The organism is Actinokineospora sp. NPDC004072, from assembly GCF_053604195.1.
The window spans coordinates 281,123-303,654 of record NZ_JBSGHB010000008.1 but is presented as its reverse complement, the minus strand read 5'-3'; the positions used below and the strand labels follow the sequence as shown (position 1 = coordinate 303,654).

Below are 22,532 nucleotides of genomic sequence, written 5' to 3'. Positions count from 1 at the left end.
GCGTCTGGCACGATCGCCGGATGACCCGGTTGCGGCTCGGCGTGGTGCTGGTGGCGCTGGTGCTGCTGGCCGCGTGCGACACCGGCTTCGAGCAGGTCCGGCTGCGGATCGGGGCCGGGCTGCCGGGCGGGGTCTACTACAAGCTCTCCGACCCGCTGGCCGAGGCGTGCCGCGCGCGCCTGGGCATGGCCCGCCCGGAGGTGCTGCAGTCGCGCGGCTCGCCGGACAACCTGAACCGGCTGGTCAACGGCGAGGTCGACATCGCCTTCAGCGCCGCGGACGTGGCCGCCGAGCTGCGCCCGGGCCCGCGCAGGCCGATGGCCCTGGCCCGGCTCTACAACGACTACCTGCACCTGGTCGTGCGCAACGAGGACCCGATCCGGACCGTCGCCGACCTGGCGGGCAAGCGGGTCTCGATCGGCGCGCCCGACTCCGGGGTCGCCGTCATGGCTGGCCGGGTCTTCGACGCCGCCGGGCTCACCGGCAAGCCGAAGACCAGGGACCTGGGCCTGAACGAGTCCATCGACGCCTTCACCGCGGGCGAGATCGACGCCTTCTTCTGGTCCGGCGGCCTGCCCACCGGCAGCATCGAGGAGCTGGCGAAGATCCGGCCGATCCGGCTGGTCGACATGAGCGACATCCTGCCCAAGCTGATCAACCGGTACCCGGTCTACAACGCCGAGCTGATCCCGGCCTCGACCTACCGGCTGCCCGGGCAGGCGGTGAACACCCTGGCCGTGCCCAACTACCTGCTGGCCACCGACGCCATGCCCGCCGACCTGGCCAGGGCGCTGGTCGAGACCCTGTTCGAGGCCCAGCCCGCGCTGGTGCGGGCCAACCGGGCGGCGATGGCCATCGACATCCACTCCGCGATCGAGACCGACCCGGTCCCCCTGCACCCGGGCGCGATCCGCTACTACCGCGAGCAGAAGATCTAGACCGGCCGCGCGGGCAGCACGACCGTGACCCGCAGGCCGCCGCCCTCGGGCAGGTCCAGCCGCAGGTCGCCGCCCGCCTTCTCCACCACGCGGCTGACGATCGCCAGGCCGAGGCCCGACCCGGGCACGTTCTGGTGGGCGTGGCTGCGCCAGAACCGGTCGGTCGCCCGCTCCAGCTCCTCCGGCCGCAGCCCGGGGCCGTGGTCGCGCACGGCCAGCTCCACCCGGTGGTCGGTGGCGGAGACCACCACGCGCACCCGTTCACCTGGCGGGGTGAACTTCAGGGCGTTGTCGAGCAGCGCGTCGAGGATGCCGTCCACCCCGCGGGCGGGGGCCAGGGCCACCACGTCCCCGGCCAGGCCCTCGATGTCGAGGTCGATCCCGCGCGCGAGGGCCACCACGTCCCAGTCGGCGACCCGCTCGGCCACCACCTGGTCGACGTCGACCGGCACCAGGTCGCCAGCGGCGCCCTCCGCGCGGGCCATGGCCAGCAGTTCGTCGAGGATGCGCTTGAGCCGGTCGGCCTCGGCCGCCGCGGCCTCCCGGTGCACCTCGGCCGCCTCGTCGACGTGGCCCTCCAGGTTGGCCAACCGCAGCTTGAGCGCGGTCAGCGGGTTGCGCAGCTGGTGGGAGGCGTCGGCGACGAAGGCGCGCTGGGCGGCGAGGGCGTCGGCGACGCTGGCGGCCATCTGGTCGAAGGACCGGCCGAGCCTGCGCAGCTCCGGCGGCCCGTGCGCGCTGCCGACCGGCTCCACCTCCCGGCCGCCGACCACGGCCCCGACCAGCGCGCCGGTGGCGTCGTCCAGCCTGCGCACCGGCCGCAGGATCCACTGGATGACCGGGACGGCGACCAGCAGGGCCAGCGCGAACGCGGCCACCCCGCCCGCCGCGATGAGCAGCCACCACCACAGCACCCGGGTCCGGATGCGGTCGGTCGGGGACACGCTGACCACGGCCCCGCGCACGTCGGCGTCGACCAGGACCGGCGCGACCATCACCATCGGGCTGTCGTCCCAGGGCATCAGCAGCGACCCGGACTGCGGCCTGCGCCCGGCCAGCGCCTCGTTGAGCTGGGTGCGCACCAGCGGGTCGTCCAGGTCGATCTCGTTCTGCCCGAAGCGGCCGGAGCCGACCTGGGCGCGCGAGTCGCGGTCGACCACCACGATGTCGATGCCGTACAGCTCGTGGTAGCGCCGCAGCTCGTCGCGCATGGCGGAGGGCTGGTTCTCGATCAGCGGGCGCTGGGCCATCGAGGCGTAGTGGTTGATGTCGGTCAGCCGGTCGAGGAACATGTTGCGCTGCTCGGTGCCCGCCACCGACAGCGCCAGCGGCACGCCGAGGCCGAAGACCACCAGGGCGACGAGGAACCAGACCATGCCGAGCAACCGGGTACGCATCCCACCCCCGTCCATCCTGGGGTCAAGGATGCCTCACTCGGCGCGGTCGGGTTTGCGGGCCAGCCGGTAGCCCACCCCGCGCACGGTCTCCACCAGCGCGGGCCTGCCGAGCTTGGTGCGCAGGTTGGCCACGTGGACGTCGAGCGTGCGGTTCTCCGCCGCGCCCGCGCGGCCCCACACCTCGGCGAGGATGTGCTCGCGGGAGCACACCGCGCCGTCGGCGGCGACGATGAGCCCGAAGACGGCGAACTCCTTGCGGGACAGCGCGACCGGCGAACCGTCCACAGTGACCTCGTGCCGGTCGAAGTCGATGTGCACCCCGTCCAGCTCGGCGGTCCCGGTGGCGCCCGCGGTGGCGGTGGGCGCCTTGCGCCTGCGCACCGCGTGCACCCGCGCGACGAGCTCATCGACGTCGTAGGGCTTGACCAGGTAGTCGTCCGCGCCCGCCCGCAGCCCGAGGATGCGGTCGTCGACCTCCCCGCGCGCCGACACCACGATCACGGCCACGTCGCTGGCCGCCCGGATCTGTCGACACAGGACGACCCCGTCCACATCGGGCAGGCCCAGGTCGAGCAGCACGACGTCGACCTCGCCGATGGTCTCCAGCACCCCGGCGCCGCAGGCCAGCCTGCGCACCGCGAGCCCCCGGCGGACCAGGGCGGGCACCAGCGCGTCGGCCACCCGGTCGTCGTCCTCCACGAGCAGCACTCGCACCGCGGCTTCCTCCAGTTCCGGCAGGGGTGTGACAGAGTTGAGACCCTAAGTGTTGCTCAAGCCCGCTGGACAGGGGCGCCGACCGGAGTAGGTTTCCGGCATTCCGCCCGCCCGTCCGTCGAATGCGTTCGTGGAGGACATCGAATGACCGGCTCGAACGCCGCTCCGCCCATGATCAGGATGGAGGCGGTGAACAAGTTCTTCGGCCCCCTGCACGTCCTCAAGGAGATCACCCTGGAGGTGCCCAGGGGGCAGGTCGTCGTGGTGCTGGGCCCGTCGGGGTCGGGCAAGTCGACGCTGTGCCGGGCGATCAACCGGCTGGAGCCGATCAACTCCGGGGTCATCGAGGTCGACGGCAAGCCGCTGCCCGCCGAGGGCAAGGAGCTGGCCCGGCTGCGCGCCGAGGTCGGCATGGTCTTCCAGAGCTTCAACCTCTTCGCCCACAAGACCATCCTGGAGAACGTCACCCTCGGCCCGATCAAGGTGCGCAAGCAGCCCCAGGCCGAGGCCCGCAAGACCGCGATGGAGCTGCTGGAGCGCGTCGGCATCGCCAACCAGGCCCAGAAGTACCCCGCCCAGCTCTCCGGCGGCCAGCAGCAGCGCGCCGCCATCGCCCGCGCCCTGGCCATGCGCCCGAAGGTCATGCTCTTCGACGAGCCCACCTCCGCCCTGGACCCGGAGATGGTCCAGGAGGTCCTGGACGTGATGACCACCCTCGCCAAGGAGGGCATGACCATGCTCGTGGTCACCCACGAGATGGGCTTCGCCCGCCAAGCCGCCGATCGGGTGATCTTCATGGCCGACGGCGAGGTCGTCGAGGACAGCACGCCCGACTCGTTCTTCAGCGCGCCCAAGTCCGGGCGGGCGAAGGACTTCCTTGGCAAGATCCTGACTCACTGACGCAGCAACCCACACGATCGGCCGACCGGGACCGCCGGCCGACGAGATGTAAGGAGCCCTACATGCGACTCCGGCGCCTCCTCGCGGGCACCGCGTCCGCGGCCGTCGCGCTCACCCTGGCCGCCTGCGGCCAGGGCGGCGGGACGGACTCCGCCGCGCCGCCGCCCGCCACCGACGCCAAGTTCGAGGCGGGCACGACGATGGCCAGGCTGCAGAGCGCTGGCAAGGTCACCGTCGGCACCAAGTTCGACCAGCCGCTGTTCGGCCTCAAGGGCCTCGACGGCAAGCCGCAGGGCTTCGACGTCGAGATTGCCAAGATCATCGCCGCCAAGCTGGGCATCGCCGCGGACGACATCAACTGGGTTGAGACCCCCTCCGCGGTGCGCGAGGAGGTCATCGAGCAGGGCCGGGTCGACTTCGTCGTCGCCACCTACACGATCAACGAGAAGCGGCGCGAGCGCATCACCTTCGCCGGGCCGTACTACACCGCGGGCCAGGACCTGATGGTGAAGGCGGACAACTCGGCCATCACCGGCCCCGAGTCGCTCAAGGCCGCCAACGCCAAGGTCTGCTCGGTCACCGGCTCGACGCCCGCCGAGAAGATCAAGGAGTACGTCGACACCGCCAACCTGGTGCTGTTCGACGTGTACTCCAAGTGCGCCGACGCGCTGCAGAACGGCCAGGTCGACGCCGTCACCACCGACAACGTCATCCTGATGGGCCTGGTCGACAAGAGCAACGGCGCGTTCAAGCTCGTCGAGAAGCCCTTCACCCAGGAGCCCTACGGCATCGGCATCAAGAAGGCCGACGTCAAGTTCTGCGAGTTCATCAACGAGACGCTGAAGGGCGCGGCCGCCGACGGCAGCTACGAGAAGGCGTGGAAGGAAACCGCGGGCAAGGTCGCCCCGGAGGTCCCCACCCTGCCCACGGCTGACGCCTGCAAGTAACACCCAGTCGATCAGGGCGTCCACCACCGCGGGGGGCGCCCTGATCCGCTACCGGGTCACGGAGTCCACGTGAACGTCATTCTGGATAACTTCGCCCTCTACCGGGACGGGTTCCTCAAAACCCTGCTGATCTGCGGATACGCGCTCGTGGGCTCCTTGGTGCTCGGCACCGTCATGGCTGCCTTCCGGGTCTCGCCGGTCCCGCCGCTGCGCTGGGCGGGTCTGGCCTGGGTGACCGTGTTCCGCAACTGCCCGCTGACCGTCGTGCTGTTCTTCTGCGCGTTCGGCCTGCCCGCCATCGGGATCAACGCCCCGTACTTCTGGTTCGGGGTCTCCGGCCTGGTCCTCTACACCTCGGCGTTCGTCTGCGAGGCGGTGCGGTCGGGCATCAACGCCGTGCCGACCGGCCAGGCCGAGGCCGCCCGGGCCATCGGGCTGACCTTCACCCAGTCCCTCGGCACGATCATCCTGCCGCAGGCCGTGCGCACGGTCGTCCCGCCGCTGGGCAGCGTGATCATCGCGATGATCAAGAACTCGGCGATCGTCGGCGCGTTCGGCGTCGGCGGCGAGCTGTTCTCGGTGTCGGCGACGCTCACCAGCGCCCGCGGCGAGGCGGCGCTGCCGGTCTTCATCGGCGTGATCATCGGTTACCTGGTCATCACCATCCCGAGCGGCATGCTGCTCGGCTGGCTGGAGCGGAAGGTGGCGATCGCCCGATGACCGCGTCTGTGCTCTACGACGCCCCCGGGCCCAGCGCCAAGCGCCGGGTGCTGATCAGCAGCATCTTCGCGGGTCTCATCCTGCTGGGTGTGCTCGCGTTCGTGGGCTACCAGCTCAACAAGCGGGACCAGTTCGCCGAGGAGAAGTGGGGCCCGCTGATCAACCCGGGCAACGAGAACTTCGTCCCGGTCTGGACCCTGCTCGCCGAAGCCCTGGTCAACACGCTGCTGGCCGCCGGGCTCGCGGTCCTGTTCTCGCTCGTGCTGGGCACGCTCCTGGCGATCACCCGGATCACCGCCAACCGCTGGTACCGGTGGCTGGTGGTCGGCCTGATCGAGCTGCTGCGCGGCATCCCGGTCGTGCTGGCGATCTTCTTCGCGGCCCGGGTGCTGCCCGAGTTCGGCGTGAACATCTCGCTGCTGTGGTACCTGGTCATCGGCCTGACGGCCTACAACATGGTGATCATCGCCGAGATCGTCCGCGCGGGCATCAACTCCCTGCCCAAGGGCCAGCGCGAGGCAGCGGACTCCCTGGGCATGACCCGCGGCCAGGTGCTGCGCCTCATCCTGCTCCCCCAGGCGTTCCGCGCCATGCTCCCCGCGCTGATCAGCCAGCTGGTCGTCGTCCTCAAGGACACCTCGCTGGGCTTCATCATCAGCTACGAGGAGACCGTCCGGGTCGCGGGTTACATCATCCAGAACCTGGACAACCCCATCCAGGTGTACTTCATCCTGGCCGTCATCTTCATCGTGGTGAACTACGCCCTCGGCAAGCTCGCCGAATACGTCGAACGCCGCCTCAGCCGCAGCCGCAAATCCGCGGACGAATCCCCCGTCCACGCCGACGAGATGGTCGGCGCAGGAGCAACCGGCACCGGCGCCTGACCCTCGACGCATGCCCCGGTCCCCACGACCGGGGCATGCGCGCGTCAGGCCGAAGCGCGATCAACGGAACCCGCGACGCCGCTTCCCTGAGGGTGCGCGCATGGGACGTGCCGGAGGCCCTGGTCCGAGGGGGACCAGGGCCTCCGGCGTGCACGGCTAGCGGCGGAACAGCTTGTTGCCGAGCCAGACGATGGGGTCGTACTTGCGGTCGGCGACTCGTTCCTTCATGGGGATGAGGGCGTTGTCGGTGATCTTGATGTGTTCGGGGCAGACCTCGGTGCAGCACTTGGTGATGTTGCAGAAGCCGAGGCCGTGCTCGTCCTGGGCGGCTCGGGTGCGGTCGGCGGTGTCGAGGGGGTGCATCTCCAGTTCGGCCACGCGCATGAGGTAGCGGGGGCCCGCGAAGGACTCCTTGTTGTCCTCGTGGTCGCGCACCACGTGGCAGGTGTTCTGGCAGAGGAAGCACTCGATGCACTTGCGGAATTCCTGCGAGCGCTCGACGTCCACCTGCTGCATCCGGTACTCGCCCGGCTGGAGGTCCTTCGGCGGGGTGAACGACGGGATCTCCCGCGCCTTGGTGTAGTTGAACGACACGTCCGTCACCAGGTCGCGGATCACCGGGAAGGTGCGCATCGGGGTGACGGTGACGACCTCGTCCTCGGTGAAGGTCGACATCCGGGTCATGCACAGCAGCCGGGGGCGGCCGTTGATCTCCGCCGAGCACGAGCCGCACTTGCCCGCCTTGCAGTTCCAGCGGACAGCCAGGTCGGGCGCCTGGGTGGCCTGCAGCCGGTGGATGATGTCGAGGACGACCTCGCCCTCGTTCACCTCGACGTCGAAGTCGTGCAGCTCCCCGGCGTCCGCGTCGCCCCGCCAGACCTTGAATTTCGCGGTGTAGGCCACGTCAGGACGTCCTTCCCGGGTGCGCCGCCAGCTCGGCGTCGGTGTAGTACTTCTCCAGCTCCGGCAGCTCGAACAGCTCCAGCAGGTCCGGCCGCATCGGTGCCTGCTCCTTGCGCTCGACCACCACCTCGGGCACCAGCCCGCCACCGGAGGTGGAGCAGACCAGGAGGGTGTTGCGCCACTGGGAGTCCATCTGCGGGTAGTCGTCGCGGGTGTGCCCGCCGCGGCTCTCGGTGCGCAGCAGCGCCGCGCGGGCGACGCACTCGCTGACCAGCAGCATGTTGCGCAGGTCGAGGGCCAGGTGCCAGCCCGGGTTGAACTGGCGGTGCCCCTCGACGGTCACCTCGTTGATCCGCGCGCGCAGCCCCTTGAGCTTGTCCAGCGCCTGCTCGATCTCCTCGGCCTTGCGGATGATGCCGACCAGGTCGTTCATCGCCTGCTGGAGCTCGTTGTGCAGGGTGTAGGGGTTCTCCGCGGCCTCGGTGGGGTTGAACGGGGCCAGCGCGGACTCCGCGGCGGCGTCCACAGCGGACTGCGGGACGGCCGGGCGCTCGGCGAGGGCCTGCACGTAGTCGGCCGCGCCCAGGCCCGCGCGCCTGCCGAAGACCAGCAGGTCGGACAGGGAGTTGCCGCCGAGGCGGTTGGAGCCGTGCATGCCGCCGGAGCACTCCCCCGCGGCGAACAGGCCGGGCACGGTGGCCGCCGCGGTGTCCGGGTCGACCTCGATGCCGCCCATGACGTAGTGGCAGGTCGGGCCGACCTCCATCGGCTCGGCGGTGATGTCGACGTCGGCCAGCTCCTTGAACTGGTGGTACATCGACGGCAGCCTGCGCTTGATCTCCTCGGCGGGCAGCCTGCTGGCGATGTCGAGGTACACCCCGCCGTGCGGTGAGCCGCGCCCCTCCTTCACCTCGGTGTTGATCGCCCTGGCGACCTCGTCGCGCGGGAGCAGGTCCGGGGTGCGGCGGTTGTTCTCCTGGTCGGTGTACCAGCGGTCGGCCTCCTCGGGGCCGTCCGCGTACTGTCCTTTGAAGACGTCCGGGATGTACTGGAACATGAAGCGCTTGCCGTCGGAGTTCTTCAGCACGCCGCCGTCGCCGCGCACGCCCTCGGTGACCAGGATGCCCTTGACGCTCGGCGGCCACACCATGCCCGTCGGGTGGAACTGCACGAACTCCATGTTGATCAGCGTCGCGCCCGCGCGCAGGGCCAGCGCGTGGCCGTCGCCGGTGTACTCCCAGGAGTTCGAGGTGACCTTGAAGCTCTTGCCGATGCCGCCGGTGGCCAGCACCACGGCGGGCGCCTCGAACAGCACGAACCGGCCGGACTCGCGCCAGTAGCCGAACGCGCCCGCGATCCGGTCGCCGTCCTTGATCAGCTCGGTGACCGTGCACTCGGCGAAGACCTTGATGCGGGCCTCGTAGTCGCCGAACTCGGCGTGGTCCTCCTGCTGCAGCGAGACGATCTTCTGCTGCATGGTGCGGATCAGCTCCAGGCCGGTCCGGTCGCCGACGTGGGCCAGGCGCGGGTAGGTGTGCCCGCCGAAGTTGCGCTGGCTGATGCGGCCGTCGGGGGTGCGGTCGAACAGCGCGCCGTAGGTCTCCAGCTCCCAGACGCGGTCCGGGGCCTCCTTGGCGTGCAGCTCGGCCATGCGCCAGTTGTTGAGGAACTTCCCGCCGCGCATGGTGTCGCGGAAGTGCACCTGCCAGTTGTCGTTGGCGTTGGCGTTGCCCATCGACGCGGCGCAGCCGCCCTCGGCCATCACCGTGTGCGCCTTGCCGAACAGCGACTTGCACACCACCGCGACGCGCAGGCCGCGCTCGCGGGCCTCGATCACCGCTCGCAGTCCCGCTCCGCCGGCACCGATCACTACGACGTCGTACTGGTGCCGCTCGACCTCGGTCATAGAAGTTGTTGCTCTCTCTGTTGTGGTGGGGGTCAGGAGATGATGCGCAGGTCGCTGATCGCGCCGCTGGCCACGAGCATCACGTACAGGTCGGTGACGACCAGGGAGGCCAGCGTCGTCCACGCCAGCTGCATGTGGCGGACGTTGAGCTTGGAGACCAGCGTCCACAGGCGGTAGCGCACCGGGTGCTTGGAGAAGTGCTTGAGCCGCCCGCCCGCGATGTGCCTGCACGAGTGGCAGGACAGCGTGTACGCCCAGAGCAGCGTCACGTTGACCACGAGGATGATCCCGCCGAGCCCGAGGCCGTGGGTCAGCGCCGAGATCGCGTCGTAGGTGTTGATGATCGAGATGAGGAACGCGACGTAGAAGAAGTAGCGGTGCGCGTTCTGGATGATCAGCGGGAACCGGGTCTCCCCGGTGTAGCGGTCGTGCGGCTCGGCCACGGCGCACGCGGTGGGCGACTGCCAGACCGAGCGGTAGTACGCCTTGCGGTAGTAGTAGCAGGTCAGGCGGAAGCCGAGCAGGAACGGCAGGGCCAGGAAGCCCAGCGGGATCCAGCCGGGCAGCTCCGGCAGCGGGGTGCCGAAGTGGCTGGACCCCGGCACGCAGGACTCGCTGATGCACGGGGAGTAGAACGGCGTGAGGTAGCCGTGCTCGGGCACCCAGTACGCCGATCCCCAGAACGACCGGATGGTCGCGTAGACGACGAAGGCCGCCAGTCCCAGGTTGGTCAGCAGCGGCGGCAGCCACCACCGGTCCGTCCGCAGGGTCTTATCCGGGATGCGGGCCCTGGTGGGGGCGCCGACGCCGTACTTCATGCGCGTCCTCGTCGTGTCGTGGTGGGGGAGGAGGGGGCTAGCGCTGATAGCCCCCCACGCCCTCGTCGTCCGCGCCGTGCCACAGCGCGGGGTCGTAGGGCGTGTCCGGCACCACCACGACGTCCTCCGCCTGCCGCGGAGCCGGGGCGTGGGCGGGCTGCACCAACTCGCCCGCGTCGATGTCGAGCCGGTCGACGTCGTTGGCGATGCGGCGCACCGCGGGGACGTCGCCGTACCGCGCGCGCAGGGCGCCGACGCAGTGCCGCAGCTGTCCGATGGTCCGCTGCAGCTCGCTGTACTCAGTGCTCGACATGTCCGCACCTCCGTGGCCGGTCGGTTCGTGGCCACCGCGCCCGAGCGGTCTGTCCCGGGCCCGGCATCCCCTCGCCGCCGACTCTGCCGTGTCGATGCCAGGTGTGACAAGTACCACAGGGTGCGCGCCGCAGCGCCACCGAACCCCTAGGAAGCTGCCGCCACGGCCTGTGATCTCACTCACAAACCCCCGCTGTACTGCGGAAACACCGGGTGGCCTTGATCACTCGTCCGACCACTCGGCACCGAGTTCAGCCCGCACGACCCGGTAGGCCAACCCCTGCCCGTAACCCTTCCGCGCGAGCATGCCGACGAGCCTGCGGATCTTGGCCTGCTCGTCCACACCGGACATGGCCCGCAACCGCTTCCGCACCAGCGCGGCGGCGCGCTCCTCTTCGGCGTCGTCGTCCACGGCGCCGACGGCCTCGGCCACCACCGAGCTGTCCACCCCGCGCCGCTTCAGCTCCACCGCCAGCGCCCGCCGCCCCAGCCCCTGGTGCTCGTGCCGCGACCGCACCCACATCTCGGCGAAGGCGGCGTCGTCGATGAGCCCCGCGGCGTCGAACTTGCCCAGCACGGCCTCGGCGACGTCATCGGGTATCTCCCGCCGCCGCAACGCCTGCGCCAACTCGGTCCGCGTGTGCGGCCGCATGGTCAACAAGCGGTAGCAGATGTCCTTGGCCTTGACCGCCGGGTCCACATCGTCCGCCCGCCCCCGGCGCGCCCGACCACCCCTCGGCTCCCCCGACCGGGCCGCCTCTTCCCCCAGCTCACCAGCGGCTCCCCCACCCGGGCCAGCACCAGCCCGACCTCCAGCCCGAGCCGCCCCCGCCCCTCCGGCCCGAGCCGACCCCGCCCCCTTGCGCCTCGGTCGCACCGGAGCCTCCGCCTCCTGCTCGCCGACCTCCCCCAGCTCCTGCCCACGAGCAGGCACATCCCGCTTCCCACCCCGCGCCTGGACCGAGTCGAGCCACGCCTGGGCGTCCGCAAGCGCCCCACCACCCCCAGACCGGGCCGGCTTCCCCACCAGCCCAGCATCGCGGCCAACCGACTCCCCAGCTGGCCCGACACCAGGACGAATCGACTCCGCCGTCGTCCGCGGAGCCTCAGCGTGCCCCGATTCCCGCTCCGCCTGCGAAGCCCCCTCGGCCGCGTCAGGCGTCTCTTGGGCTACTGCGTCAGCGCGAGGCGGGCGCCGCGAAGTGCCGGAGCGCGGCTGCGGGCTCGGCCACGCGGCCTCCGAGGAGGGCAGGTCCTCCCCCGACGCAGCCGACGACGCGGGGTCAGGGGGCAGCTCGCGCTGTCGCGCCCGTCCCGTCCCGCTCCCCGGCTCCGGGTCTGCGTCGTCCCAGCCCGGCAGGACGTCGGGGGGACGGGCCGGAGTGACCACCCAGTCGTCGGGCCACTCCGACCGCCCCGCCATCAGAAGTCGACCGGCGCCGGGGCGGTCGTCTCCTCGGCGTCGAGCTTGGGACCGATGCCCAGCTTCTCCTTGATGCGCTTCTCGATCTCGTTGGCCACGTCCGGGTTCTCCAGCAGGAACTTGCGGGCGTTCTCCTTGCCCTGGCCCAGCTGGTCGCCCTCGTAGGTGTACCAGGCGCCCGACTTGCGCAGGATGCCCTGCTCGACGCCCATGTCGATCAGCGAGCCCTCGCGGCTGACGCCCTTGCCGTAGAGGATGTCGAACTCGGCCTGCTTGAACGGCGGGGCGACCTTGTTCTTCACGACCTTGACCCGGGTGCGGTTGCCGACCGGCTCGCCGCCGTCCTTGAGGGTCTCGATGCGGCGCACGTCGAGGCGCACCGAGGCGTAGAACTTCAGCGCCTTGCCGCCGGTCGTCGTCTCCGGCGAGCCGAACATGACGCCGACCTTCTCGCGCAGCTGGTTGATGAAGATCGCCGTGGTGCCGGAGTTGCTGAGCGCGCCGGTGATCTTGCGCAGCGCCTGGCTCATCAGCCGGGCCTGCAGGCCGACGTGGCTGTCGCCCATCTCGCCCTCGATCTCCGCGCGCGGCACCAGGGCGGCCACGGAGTCGATGACCAGGATGTCCAGCGCGCCGGAGCGGATCAGCATGTCCGCGATCTCCAGCGCCTGCTCGCCGGTGTCGGGCTGGGAGACGAGCAGGGCGTCGGTGTCCACGCCGAGGTTCTTGGCGTAGTCGGGGTCCAGCGCGTGCTCGGCGTCGATGAACGCGGCGATGCCGCCCGCCCGCTGGGCGTTGGCGACCGCGTGCAGGGCGACGGTGGTCTTGCCGGAGGATTCCGGGCCGTAGATCTCCACGACCCGCCCGCGCGGCAGGCCACCGATGCCGAGCGCGACATCGAGGGCGATGGAGCCGGTCGGGATGACTTGGATCGGCGCCCGGGTCTCCTCGCCCAGGCGCATCACCGAGCCCTTCCCGAAGTTCTTGTCGATCTGGGCCAAGGCCAGTTCGAGGGCCTTGTCCCGATCGGGGGCTGCTGGCATCGTCGTTCCACCTTTTCGAGACTGCTTCGTGCTCACGCCGTTGACGCTACGGGCTGGGGCCGACGATTTTCCGCAGACATCGCCGTCCTGTGGACAACCGGTCCCGCTGTGGATGGATCGTAGCGAACACGTGTTCGAGCCTGTATAACGACACGCCGTCAGCGGCGCTCGGCGGGCACCTCGAACGCCTCGCAGACCGCCCGCCAGATCTCCTTGGTCGACAGCCCGGCGTCCAGCGCCTGGTCCACGGTGCGACCGCCCAGAGCTGCGAAAACGTGGTCCCGGGCGATCGTGTCGGCGCGCAGCGGGCCGAACTCGTCGGCCAGCCGGGCGCGGAAGGCGGTGATACGCATCGCCGCCAGTCTAGGCGTCCGTAGACTGGCGGCCGTGCGCATGCAGATCCCCCCGCCGTCGGAGACCGAGTCGCTGATCCTGGACCTCGGGATCATCGCCGTCCTGGTCGCGGCGATCGTCACCGGCTTGCTGTACTACCGCAACCGGCGCTGACTCAGCCCGAGCTGGTCGGCTTGACGTTGCGCTCGAAGTACTTGGCGAGGTCGGCGGGCCCGTCGCCCGGGGTCAGCTTGGCGACCGAGCCCATGATCGGGGTGCCGTCCACGCTGAAGAGCAGGATGCCCGCCCCTTCCAGGATCTCCACCTCGTAGTAGGTGCCGCTGAGCTTGCCGCCGTTCCACGAGCCGGTCTTGGCCTCGGCCTTGCTCTCGCCCATCCCGGAGAACACCGCGTCGATGTTCTGGTCGACCAGGTCGGCGGAGTCGAAGTGGTAGTAGAGGGCGATGTAGCCGTCGTCGAGGGTGCACGTGGCCGACTTCGCGCCCGGGGTCGGGATCGACCGGGTGCCCAGGTTGATCCCGGACTCACAGTCGCCGTTGGTGATGACCTGGCCCGCGACCTCGCGCATGCAGGGGGTGAACCCGGCGGCGTCGGTGTTCTTGTCGCCGCAGTCGGCGGCCAGGTTGCCCGAGCCGCCGCCGGAGGTGGCGATGATGATGCTGACGACGCCGACCACCACGACCGCGACGACCGCCGTGGCCAGGTACCACATCTTGTTGCTGGACTTGGCGGGCTGCGGCGCCGCGGGGTAGTGCGGCAGCGGGGTCGGCTGCGAGGGCGGGCCGGGGGTGCCGACCGGGATCGGGGCCGAGGGCGGGCCCTGGGCGGGCACCGGCGTCGAGGGCGGGCCGGGGCGCTGCTGCTGCTGGACGCGCGGGGGGAACTGCGGCTGCGCGGGCTGGGCGGTGAAGCCGCCCGTGCGCGGCACCATCGTCTGCGTGCGCTGGACGGTCTCGATGGCCCCGCTCATGTCGCCGGTGCGCATCGTGACGCCCTCCTGGGGCACGTGGTGCGCGCCCAGGGCGACGGCGGTCTCCGGCTGGTCGAGGCTGGTCGGCACGACCCGCAGCTGCTCGGCGATCAGGGTGGCGATGAGCGGGATGCGGCTGGAGCCGCCGACGAGGTAGATGCCCGCGAGCCGGTCCGCGCCCATGCCGGTGGAGCGGATGGTGGCGGCCAGCAGCTCGACGCTGCGCAGCAGGCCGGGGCGGATCAGCGCCTCCAGCTCGACCCGGGTGACCAGCACGTCCTCGAACGGCTCCGGCAGCGGCACCTCGGTCTGCGGGTGCCGCGACAGCGCCTCCTTGGCCGCCTTGACGTCCTCGCGCAGGGCGCGCTGGGCGCGGCGGTCGCCGGTGGACTCCGGGCGCAGCAGCCGCTGCCAGCCCGCGGGGTCGCGGTGGGAGACCTGCCTGCCGACGTGCTCCAGCAGCGCCTGGTCGACGTCGAGGCCGCCGAGGTCGGGCAGGCCCGCCTCGGCCAGGACGACGAACCCCTTCTGGGTGGCCCCGACGACGGCGACGTCGAAGGTGCCCGCGCCCAGGTCGTAGACGGCCAGGGCCTGGCCGGGGGCGAGCTTCTGGCCGGGGAAGGACGCGAAGTGCGCCGCGGCGGCGACCGGCTCGGGGACCAGCACGATGTTGGCGCCCATGCCCGCCTGCCGGGCCGCGGAGAGCAGCACGTTGCGCCGCACCGGGCCCCATTGGGCGGGGTGGGTCAGCCGGACCTCGTCAGGCTTCTTGCCCGCGAGCTGGCGGGAGGTCTCGTCGGCGACGCGGCGCAGCACGCCCGCGAGCGCGTCGGTGACCGGGACGACGACGTCGCCGAGCAGGAGGGTGCCCTCGTCGACGCGGCGCTTGGGGTTGGGCTCGAACCGGGAGGGGTCCAGGCGGGCCCGGCGCTCGGCGTCGCGGCCGACCACCAGGCCGCCGTCCTCGGCGGCGAACACCGCCGACGGCATCATCGACGACCCGTCGACGTCCACCACCCGCGGCGGACGACCGTGCGCGGCCAGCACGGCGACGGTGTTCGACGTGCCGAGATCCACGGACAGGACGTTCACTGCGCTCCCCTCGGTCGAGCAACCCCGGCCGCGGTCAGCGGCCACCCCCGGGATGTCGGGTGTGATGCTGCCATGCCCGATCGGGTTCGTGGTCGGGGTCCTGGCAAGTGGCCGCCCTGTCAAGGCGCTGCCGCAGGCTGTGGACGGTCCGGCCCTGTGGATAACTTCCGACGGCCGTCGTCCCCCTGGGTCAAGATGGCCCTGTGAGCAGCGACGTCCTCGAAGTGTTCAGCCCGGCCACCAGGCAGTGGTTCACCGGGGCCTTCGCCGCGCCCACCGCCGCGCAGGCGGGGGCGTGGCTGGCGGCCGCGGCGGGCGAGCACGCCCTGGTCGTGGCGCCGACCGGCTCCGGCAAGACGCTGGCGGCGTTCCTGTGGGCGCTGGACCGGCTGGCCGCCGACGGGCCGCCTGCCGAGGCCAAGCACCGGTGCCGGGTGCTGTACGTGTCGCCGCTGAAGGCGCTGGCGGTGGACGTGCAGCGCAACCTGCGGGCGCCGCTGGCGGGCATCCGGCAGGCCGCGCACCGGCTCGGCCTGCCGGAGCCGGACATCACCGTGGGCATGCGCACCGGCGACACCCCGGCCGACGAGCGGCGCGCGTTCGCCCGCACGCCTCCGGACGTGCTGGTCACCACGCCTGAGTCGCTGTTCCTGATCCTCACCTCGGCGGCCAGGGAGTCGCTGCGCGGGGTGCGGACGGTGATCGTCGACGAGGTGCACGCGGTCGCCGGGACCAAGCGCGGCGCGCACCTGGCGCTGTCGCTGGAGCGGCTGGACGCGCTGCTGGAGCGGCCCGCGCAGCGCATCGGGCTGTCGGCGACGGTGCGGCCGGTGGAGGAGGTCGGCGCGTTCCTCTGCGGCGGGCGGCCGGTCACCGTCGTGCGGCCGGAGTCGGCCAAGACGATCGAGGTGCGGGTGGAGGTGCCGGTCGAGGACATGGCCCGGCTGGACGAGCAGCCGCCGATGACCGAGGAGGACGGCATCCGGCCGCCGCCGCGCAACTCGATCTGGCCGTCGGTGGAGCGGCGGGTGCTCGACCTGGTCCGCGCCCACCGCTCGACGATCGTCTTCGCCAACTCGCGGCGGCTGGCCGAGCGGATGACCGCGCGGCTCAACGAGCTGGCCGAGGAGGAGGTCCCCGACCTCGACCGCTTCCCGGCAGAGGCCATCGGCCAGTCCGGGCTGGCGCGCACGACCACCCCGGTGGTGGCCCGGGCTCACCACGGGTCGATGTCGCGCGAGCAGCGGACCAGGGTGGAGGAGGACCTCAAGGCGGGCCGCCTGCCGTGCGTGGTGGCGACCTCCTCGCTCGAACTGGGCATCGATATGGGCGCGGTCGACCTGGTGGTGCAGGTGGAGGCCCCGCCGACGGTGGCAGCCGGGCTGCAGCGGGTGGGCCGCGCCGGGCACCAGGTGGGGGCGGTCTCGCGCGGGGTGATGTACCCGAAGTTCCGCGGCGACCTCGTCTCCTGCGCGGTGGTGGCCGAGCGGATGTCGGCGGGGGCGATCGAGGCGGTGCGCTACCCGCGCAACCCGCTGGACGTGCTGGCCCAGCACATCGTGGCGATGACGGCGGTGGAGCCGTGGGCGGTGGACGAGCTGGCCGCCGTGGTGCGGCGGGCCGCGCCGTACGCGGCGCTGCCCGACTCGGCGCTGTACGCGGTGCTGGACATGCTCGCCGGGCGCTACCCGTCGGAGGAGTTCGGCGAGCTGCGGCCGCGCATCACCTGGGACCGGGTCGGCGGGGAGCTGCGCGGGCGGCCGGGCGCGCAGCGGCTGGCGGTGACCTCCGGCGGCACCATCCCCGACCGCGGGCTCTTCGCCGTCATGACCCCGGGCGAGGAGGGGCGGCCCGGCTCGCGGGTGGGCGAGCTGGACGAGGAGATGGTGTACGAGTCGCGGGTCGGCGACACCTTCCTGCTCGGCACGTCCGCGTGGCGGGTCGAGGACATCAGCCACGACCGGGTGACCGTCACGCCCGCGCCGGGCGAGCCCGCGCGGATGCCGTTCTGGAAGGGCGACTCGCCGGGGCGGCCGCTGGAGCTGGGCCGGGCGCAGGGGGCGTTCCTGCGGGAGCTGGCCGCCGCCGAGCCCGCGGCGGCCCGGGAGCGGGCGGCGGCGGCCGGGCTGGACGAGTGGGCGACCGACAACCTGCTGGCGTACCTGGCCGAGCAGCGGGAGGCCACCCGGCACATCCCCGACGACCGCACGCTGCTGGTGGAGCGCTTCCGCGATGAGTTGGGCGACTGGCGGCTGGTGGTGCACTCGCCGTTCGGCGCGCAGGTCAACGCGCCGTGGGCGCTGGCCATCGGGGCCCGGCTGCGGGAGTCGCGCGGGGTGGAGGCGCAGATCGCGCACTCCGACGACGGGATCGTCGTGCGGCTGCCGGACACCGTCGACGACTCCGGCCGGGAGCTGGTCGCGGGCGCGGAGGACGTGATCCTGGCGCCGGAGGAGGTCGAGCAGGTCATCGTCGCCGAGGTGGGCGGCTCGGCGCTGTTCGCGTCCCGGTTCCGCGAGTGCGCGGCCCGCTCGCTGCTGCTGCCCCGGCGCGACCCGCGGCGGCGGACGCCGCTGTGGCAGCAGCGGCAGCGCTCGGCGCAGTTGCTGTCGGTGGCGGCGAAGTACGAGCAGTTCCCGGTCGTGCTGGAGGCGATGCGGGAGTGCCTGCAGGACGTCTACGACGTGGCGGGCCTGCGCGAGCTGATGGCGGACGTGCGGGCGCGGCGGGTGCGGGTGGTGGAGGTCCAGACGCAGAGCGCCTCGCCGTTCGCCCGCAGCCTGCTGTTCGGCTACATCGGGATGTTCCTCTACGGCGAGGACGTGCCGCTGGCCGAGCGGCGGGCGGCCGCCCTGTCGCTGGACAGCGCCCTGCTGGCCGAGCTGCTCGGCTCGGAGGCCATCCGGGAGCTGCTGGACCCGGAGGTCGTCGCCGAGGTCGAGCGGTCGCTGCAGCGGCTGACCCCGCAGCGGCACGCCCGGCACACCGAGGACGCCGCTGACCTGCTGCGCTTCCTGGGCGACCTCACCGAGGCCGAGGCGGCGGCGCGGGGCGTGCGGCCGGAGTGGCTGGCCGAGTTGGAGCGGGCGCGCCGGGCGCTGCGGGTGCGCATCGGCGGCGAGGAGCGGTTCATCGCCGTCGAGGACGCCGGGCGGGTGCGCGACGCCCTGGGCACGGCGCTGCCGGTCGGGGTCCCGGAGGTGTTCACCGAGCCGGTCCCCGATCCGCTCGGCGACCTGCTGGCGCGCTACGCCCGCACGCACGGGCCGTTCCCGGCCGCGGAGGCCGCGGAGCGGTTCGGCCTGGGCGTGTCGGTGGTGACGGGCGTGCTGGAGCGGTTGGCGGGGTCCGGCAGGCTGGTGCGCGGCGAGCTGCGGCCCGGCGGCACGCACACCGAGTACTGCGACGCGGACGTGCTGCGGCGGCTGCGGCGGGCGTCGCTGGCCCGGCTGCGCGCCGAGGTCGAGCCGGTCGAGCCCGCGGCGCTGGGCCGGTTCCTGCCCGGCTGGCACGGCATCGGCCGCAAGCAGCGCGGGCTGCCGACCGCCGACGACGTGCTGTCGGTGGTCGAGCAGCTGGCGGGCGCGCCGCTGCCTGCCAGCGCGCTGGAGTCGCTGGTGCTGCCCGCCCGGCTGCCCGGCTACAGCCCGGCCCTGCTCGACGAGCTGACCGCGGCGGGCGAGGTGACCTGGTGCGGCACGGGGTCGCTGGCCGGTGGCGACGGCTGGGTCGCGCTGGCCCCGTCCGACGTCGCCGACCTGCTGCTGCCGGAGGTGGAGGAGGCGGTCCCGGAGACCCCGCTGCACGGCGCGGTGCTGTCCGCTTTGGACGGTGGCGCGCTGTTCTTCCGCCAGCTCGCCGACCGGGCGGGCGCCGTCCTGCTCGACGGCGGAGCCGAGGCCCCCGGGGACGCCGACGTCATCGCCGCGCTGTGGGACCTGGTGTGGGGCGGCCTGATCACCAACGACACCCTGGCGCCCCTGCGCGCGGTGCTGTCCGGCGGCGGCGCCCACCGCCCCCGCCGCTCCGCCCCGCGCGGCCGCTACGCCAGGATGCGCGCGACCCGCCCGAGCATGCCCAGCCGCACGGGCCCGCCGACGGTGGGGGGCCGCTGGTCCCTGGTCCCCGCCCGCGAGCTCGACGCCACCCGCCGCGCCCACGCCCGCGCGGAGGCGTTCCTGGAACGGCACGGCGTGCTGACCAGGGGCGCGCTGGACACCGAGCGGGTCACGGGCGGGTTCAGCGGCGTCTACAAGGTGCTGCGGGCGATGGAGGAGTCCGGCCAGATCATCCGCGGCTACGTCGTGGAGGGCCTGGGCGCGGCCCAGTTCGCCAGCCGCGGCGCCGTCGACCGCCTCCGCGCACTGTCCCGTTCGGACGATTCCCCCGTCGAGGCCGACGCCGTCGTCCTCGCCGCCGCCGACCCGGCCCAGCCCTACGGAGCCGCCCTCCCCTGGCCGGACCCGATCGGCCCAGGCGGCCACCGCCCCGCCCGCAAGGCAGGCGCCCTGGCCGTCCTGGTCGACGGCACCCCCGCCCTCTACGTCGAACGCGGCGGCCGCACCCTCCTGTCCTTCACCGAACACGCCCCCACCCTCCGCTCAGCCGCCGCAGGCCTCTCCCGCGCAGTCCGCGACGGCTGGCTGGGCGAACTCTCCGTCCAACGAGCCGACGGGGAGGTGGCACTCACGTCGTCCTTGGCCGAAATCCTGCGCGAAGCAGGCTTCCGCGCAACCCCCAAGGGCCTCCGCCTCCGCGGCTGACCACCTGCAGAAAGGGACGGGGTTGCTAGCCGGGCAAGCTCGGGGCCTGAGCCGCCGCGACCACCTCCGGACTGAACAACCTGGCTCTGATGCCCCTTCGGCCTGCCTGGGTGGGTGGAGGCTGAGGCGTCATCGGTGGGGTGAGCGGGTTCGGCTGCCGGGGGTGCCTCCGGTCCTCCCTGGGTGGCCGGGTGGTTGGGGCGTGGTCGGGTGTTGGGCTTGGGCCGGCTTCGTGGGGTGGGGTTAGCGCGGGGTGAGGATGCAGAACTCGTTGCCCTGGGGGTCGGCGAGGACTGTCCAGGGGACGGCGGCTTGGCCGATGTCGCAGGGGGTGGCGCCCAGGGCTTGGAGGCGGGCGGCCTCGGTGGCGAGGGAGGTGGTCGGGTAGGGGGCCACGTCCAGGTGGAGGCGGTTCTTGGTGGTCTTGGGGGCGGTGGCGGGGAGGAATTCGAGCCAGGGGCCGCGGGAGTCGGGGTGGCGCAGGGCTGGGGTGCCAGCGGGGTGGCGGGTTCGGGTCCAGCCTGCTGCGGCTCGCCAGAAGTCGGTGGAGGCGGTGGGGTCGGGGGTCTCAACGACGATGGCGGCCAGGGCTCCGGTGGTGGCGTACTCGGGGCGGGGCTCGAGGACGCAGAACTCGTTGCCCTCGGGGTCGGCCATGACCGTCCAGGGGACATCGCCCTGGCCGATGTCGATTCGGCGGGCGCCGAGGGATTCGGCTCGGGTGACGGTGGCGGCGTGGGCTTCGGGATTGGCGGAAGCCAGGTCCAGGTGGACGCGGTTCTTGGCCGTCTTCGGGTCCGCGACGGGAACGAAGACGAGTTCAAACGGGCAACCGTCGGCCGGGGTGGGCTCGACATCCGCCTCGTCGGCGTCGATGAAGGTCAGGGGCCAGGAGAGCAGGGCCGACCAGAACTCGGCCAGGCCCCGGAAATCCGCGGCGTCGACAACCACGCTGACCAACCGAGTCGCCATACCGGCACCGTAGCCGAACCAGGTCGACCGATGGGAGGGCAGCGAGCGGGGGGCTGGGGGTGGTGAATGGGGAGCGCGGGGCGGCGGGGATGGCGAGCGAGACCGCCGACGCCGCGCACGGGAGCGCGCCGCGGCCGGGGGTGGCGAGCGGGGCCGCCCGAAGTGGTGATCGGGAGGGCGGGGTGGCGAGCGGGGAGGGCGGGTGCCCTCCCCGCTCGGTCACTTGGTGGCCAGGCGGAGTAGGGCCCAGAATTGGGCTATGGCGTCGAAATCACCGGATTGGGTGACGGATCGGTCGTAGACGGCGCGGCGGCCCCAGAGCCAGAGGTAGAGGTTCATCGGGTCGCCGGTGATTTGGGCGTTGGCGGGGGTTGTTTCGGGGGCCTCGGTTGTCGAGGTGCCGGTTGGGTGCATTGTGGACAGCCAGGTGCGGTGGGTCGAGCGGATGGCGACGGTGGCGGGGCGGGTGGCTGCGACGCCCTGTTCTGCCAGGCGGTGGGTGAACCACAGCGTCAGGACCTCGTCGATGCCGTCGAGCGCCACCTCCGCCGGGATCGGCGTGAGGTCGCGGGACTGGGCGGCCTCGATGTCGGTGCGGTGGATCGTGGACTCGTGGGCCATGCGGCGCCGCCAGAAGGCGTACGTGCGGTCCGTGGGGTGCCAGGTCTCGCACGGGGTCTGCGGCGGGTGGGCGGCCAACTCCCCCAGCAGGGCCCGCAGGCCGTCGCGGAGGTAGTTGGCGACCGTTTCGCCGTCGTGGGGTTCGCGTTGCCAGATGGCGGGGCGGACGCCGGTGCGGATCCAGGTCACGACCATGCGGTAGACGCTGCCGAGGTGGCGGGCCGTCTCGCCGACGGTGAGGCCGGGGCAGCCGGGGACGGGGCGGTCGGGGTCGGCGCCGTCGGCGGCGGCGGCCGCGCGGGTGCCCTCCCGTTCCACCACGTCCAGCAGGTCGTCCTGGGTGAGCGGCCGGGTCACCGCCGGGAGCCGTGGACGGCGCGGTGCACCAGGGCGACGAACAGCCCGGCCTGGCGGGCCAGGTCGTCGGCCGCGCGCGGGCCGACCCGGTCGACCAGGCCCGCCTGCACGGCCGCGCGGGTGCCCGAGCAGGAGGCGAAGAACGCCGACCACTCGCGCAGCTCCGGGGCCACCGACGACAGCAGGGTCCAGACGCTGGTGGGCTTGGCCCGCCCCCGGTGCGGCCGCCCGCGCACGGCGAGCAGCGCCGCGGCCGCACGCAGCGCGCTGAGGTAGGCGTCGGCGAAGCGGTAGGCGGGGTGGGACTGGCGGGCGGCTTCGGTCAGACCGTCCTCGGCCTGGCGCAGCAGGGCCACCGCGGTGGGCGGCACGGCCGGGGTGACGGGGAAGTCCAACGTGCTGGTCATGGGGGACTCCTCTCCTCGACTGGACCGCTGGTGGGACCGCCGAGGGGAGCCGGCGGGGGCTCGGCGGCGAGGCGCTTCCCCCGCCGCACCG

The 22,532-nt window shown here is 72.5% G+C and carries 19 protein-coding genes; 6 read left to right on the top strand and 13 right to left on the bottom strand.

Translation table 11 applies throughout. From position 1 onward, the window contains the following. The first annotated feature begins 20 nt into the window (after window positions 1–20). Window positions 21–938: a TAXI family TRAP transporter solute-binding subunit gene (locus ACWEPX_RS15380; protein WP_451897790.1), complete on the top strand. Its 918-nt coding sequence runs from the start codon at window positions 21–23 to the stop codon at window positions 936–938. On the opposite strand, the gene ACWEPX_RS15375 is transcribed toward ACWEPX_RS15380, so the two are convergent. Continuing rightward, window positions 935–2,335, bottom strand: a complete 1,401-nt coding sequence (locus ACWEPX_RS15375; protein ID WP_451897789.1) for a sensor histidine kinase — start codon at window positions 2,333–2,335, stop codon at window positions 935–937. The two genes, ACWEPX_RS15380 and ACWEPX_RS15375, sit on opposite strands and share 4 nt — an antisense overlap. A gap of 33 nt (window positions 2,336–2,368) precedes the next feature. Further along, the gene (locus ACWEPX_RS15370) at window positions 2,369–3,049 is read right to left on the bottom strand and encodes a response regulator transcription factor (protein WP_451897788.1); all 681 of its coding nucleotides are present in this window, start codon (window positions 3,047–3,049) and stop codon (window positions 2,369–2,371) included. 171 nt (window positions 3,050–3,220) lie between these two features. Between ACWEPX_RS15370 and ACWEPX_RS15365 the strand changes: the two genes are divergently transcribed. From ACWEPX_RS15365 to ACWEPX_RS15350, 4 genes are all read left to right on the top strand, one after another. Then, entirely contained in the window at window positions 3,221–3,949 is a 729-nt protein-coding gene (locus ACWEPX_RS15365) for an amino acid ABC transporter ATP-binding protein (RefSeq protein WP_451897807.1), read from the top strand. A 62-nt stretch (window positions 3,950–4,011) separates the two neighbouring features. Next, window positions 4,012–4,896 carry a transporter substrate-binding domain-containing protein gene (locus tag ACWEPX_RS15360; protein ID WP_451897787.1) on the top strand — a complete coding sequence of 295 codons (885 nt, stop codon included), beginning with the start codon at window positions 4,012–4,014 and terminating at the stop codon, window positions 4,894–4,896. A gap of 69 nt (window positions 4,897–4,965) precedes the next feature. Next, window positions 4,966–5,616, top strand: a complete 651-nt coding sequence (locus ACWEPX_RS15355; RefSeq protein ID WP_451897786.1) for an amino acid ABC transporter permease — start codon at window positions 4,966–4,968, stop codon at window positions 5,614–5,616. After that, complete coding sequence (locus ACWEPX_RS15350; RefSeq protein WP_451897785.1) at window positions 5,613–6,500, top strand: amino acid ABC transporter permease; 888 nt, start codon at window positions 5,613–5,615, stop codon at window positions 6,498–6,500. Before ACWEPX_RS15355 ends, ACWEPX_RS15350 begins: the two co-directional genes overlap by 4 nt. Window positions 6,501–6,656: 156 nt before the next feature. Here the strand turns inward: ACWEPX_RS15350 and ACWEPX_RS15345 are convergent, their stop codons facing one another. The 8 genes from ACWEPX_RS15345 to ACWEPX_RS15310 all read right to left on the bottom strand — a co-directional run bounded on the left by ACWEPX_RS15345 (window position 6,657) and on the right by ACWEPX_RS15310 (window position 15,321). Then, window positions 6,657–7,403 (bottom strand): succinate dehydrogenase/fumarate reductase iron-sulfur subunit, encoded by a 747-nt coding sequence (locus ACWEPX_RS15345; protein ID WP_451897784.1) that lies wholly within the window; start codon window positions 7,401–7,403, stop codon window positions 6,657–6,659. 1 nt (window position 7,404) lies between these two features. Then, entirely contained in the window at window positions 7,405–9,309 is a 1,905-nt protein-coding gene (locus tag ACWEPX_RS15340) for a fumarate reductase/succinate dehydrogenase flavoprotein subunit (RefSeq protein WP_451897783.1), read from the bottom strand. 32 nt (window positions 9,310–9,341) lie between these two features. Further along, window positions 9,342–10,127, bottom strand: a complete 786-nt coding sequence (locus ACWEPX_RS15335) for a hypothetical protein (RefSeq protein ID WP_451897782.1) — start codon at window positions 10,125–10,127, stop codon at window positions 9,342–9,344. Between the two features lie 37 nt (window positions 10,128–10,164). Further along, window positions 10,165–10,440: a hypothetical protein gene (locus ACWEPX_RS15330; protein WP_451897781.1), complete on the bottom strand. Its 276-nt coding sequence runs from the start codon at window positions 10,438–10,440 to the stop codon at window positions 10,165–10,167. A gap of 222 nt (window positions 10,441–10,662) precedes the next feature. Next, the gene (locus ACWEPX_RS15325) at window positions 10,663–11,139 is read right to left on the bottom strand and encodes a regulatory protein RecX (protein ID WP_451897780.1); all 477 of its coding nucleotides are present in this window, start codon (window positions 11,137–11,139) and stop codon (window positions 10,663–10,665) included. A gap of 722 nt (window positions 11,140–11,861) precedes the next feature. After that, window positions 11,862–12,905 (bottom strand): recombinase RecA, encoded by a 1,044-nt coding sequence (recA, locus tag ACWEPX_RS15320; protein ID WP_258906559.1) that lies wholly within the window; start codon window positions 12,903–12,905, stop codon window positions 11,862–11,864. A gap of 158 nt (window positions 12,906–13,063) precedes the next feature. Then, window positions 13,064–13,258 (bottom strand): DUF3046 domain-containing protein, encoded by a 195-nt coding sequence (locus ACWEPX_RS15315; RefSeq protein ID WP_451897779.1) that lies wholly within the window; start codon window positions 13,256–13,258, stop codon window positions 13,064–13,066. Between the two features lie 155 nt (window positions 13,259–13,413). Beyond that, window positions 13,414–15,321, bottom strand: a complete 1,908-nt coding sequence (locus ACWEPX_RS15310; RefSeq protein WP_451897778.1) for an Hsp70 family protein — start codon at window positions 15,319–15,321, stop codon at window positions 13,414–13,416. A 203-nt stretch (window positions 15,322–15,524) separates the two neighbouring features. On the opposite strand from ACWEPX_RS15310, the gene ACWEPX_RS15305 reads away from it, so the two are divergent. Further along, on the top strand, window positions 15,525–20,084 hold the full coding sequence (locus ACWEPX_RS15305; RefSeq protein ID WP_451897777.1) for an ATP-dependent helicase: 4,560 nt from the start codon (window positions 15,525–15,527) through the stop codon (window positions 20,082–20,084). Window positions 20,085–20,327: 243 nt separating this feature from the next. Here ACWEPX_RS15305 and ACWEPX_RS15300 read toward each other — a convergent pair whose 3' ends face one another. The 3 genes from ACWEPX_RS15300 to ACWEPX_RS15290 all read right to left on the bottom strand — a co-directional run bounded on the left by ACWEPX_RS15300 (window position 20,328) and on the right by ACWEPX_RS15290 (window position 22,441). Beyond that, window positions 20,328–21,056, bottom strand: a complete 729-nt coding sequence (locus ACWEPX_RS15300) for a VOC family protein (RefSeq protein WP_451897776.1) — start codon at window positions 21,054–21,056, stop codon at window positions 20,328–20,330. A gap of 219 nt (window positions 21,057–21,275) precedes the next feature. Then, window positions 21,276–22,034, bottom strand: coding sequence for a maleylpyruvate isomerase family mycothiol-dependent enzyme (locus ACWEPX_RS15295; RefSeq protein WP_451897775.1), 759 nt, complete (start codon window positions 22,032–22,034; stop codon window positions 21,276–21,278). Next, window positions 22,031–22,441 (bottom strand): SAV_6107 family HEPN domain-containing protein, encoded by a 411-nt coding sequence (locus tag ACWEPX_RS15290; RefSeq protein WP_451897774.1) that lies wholly within the window; start codon window positions 22,439–22,441, stop codon window positions 22,031–22,033. Before ACWEPX_RS15290 ends, ACWEPX_RS15295 begins: the two co-directional genes overlap by 4 nt. Between the last annotated feature and the right edge of the window lie 91 nt (window positions 22,442–22,532).

What these genes read in the sequence shown, in the direction of transcription:
- ACWEPX_RS15380 (WP_451897790.1), top strand. Translation starts at nt 21, where the DNA reads ATGACCCGGTTGCGGCTCGGCGTGGTGCTGGTGGCGCTGGTGCTGCTG.
- ACWEPX_RS15375 (WP_451897789.1), bottom strand. Translation starts at nt 2,335, where the DNA reads ATGCGTACCCGGTTGCTCGGCATGGTCTGGTTCCTCGTCGCCCTGGTG.
- ACWEPX_RS15365 (WP_451897807.1), top strand. Translation starts at nt 3,221, where the DNA reads ATGATCAGGATGGAGGCGGTGAACAAGTTCTTCGGCCCCCTGCACGTC.
- ACWEPX_RS15360 (WP_451897787.1), top strand. Translation starts at nt 4,012, where the DNA reads ATGCGACTCCGGCGCCTCCTCGCGGGCACCGCGTCCGCGGCCGTCGCG.
- ACWEPX_RS15350 (WP_451897785.1), top strand. Translation starts at nt 5,613, where the DNA reads ATGACCGCGTCTGTGCTCTACGACGCCCCCGGGCCCAGCGCCAAGCGC.
- ACWEPX_RS15340 (WP_451897783.1), bottom strand. Translation starts at nt 9,309, where the DNA reads ATGACCGAGGTCGAGCGGCACCAGTACGACGTCGTAGTGATCGGTGCC.
- ACWEPX_RS15335 (WP_451897782.1), bottom strand. Translation starts at nt 10,127, where the DNA reads ATGAAGTACGGCGTCGGCGCCCCCACCAGGGCCCGCATCCCGGATAAG.
- ACWEPX_RS15330 (WP_451897781.1), bottom strand. Translation starts at nt 10,440, where the DNA reads ATGTCGAGCACTGAGTACAGCGAGCTGCAGCGGACCATCGGACAGCTG.
- recA (WP_258906559.1), bottom strand. Translation starts at nt 12,905, where the DNA reads ATGCCAGCAGCCCCCGATCGGGACAAGGCCCTCGAACTGGCCTTGGCC.
- ACWEPX_RS15315 (WP_451897779.1), bottom strand. Translation starts at nt 13,258, where the DNA reads ATGCGTATCACCGCCTTCCGCGCCCGGCTGGCCGACGAGTTCGGCCCG.
- ACWEPX_RS15300 (WP_451897776.1), bottom strand. Translation starts at nt 21,056, where the DNA reads ATGGCGACTCGGTTGGTCAGCGTGGTTGTCGACGCCGCGGATTTCCGG.
- ACWEPX_RS15290 (WP_451897774.1), bottom strand. Translation starts at nt 22,441, where the DNA reads ATGACCAGCACGTTGGACTTCCCCGTCACCCCGGCCGTGCCGCCCACC.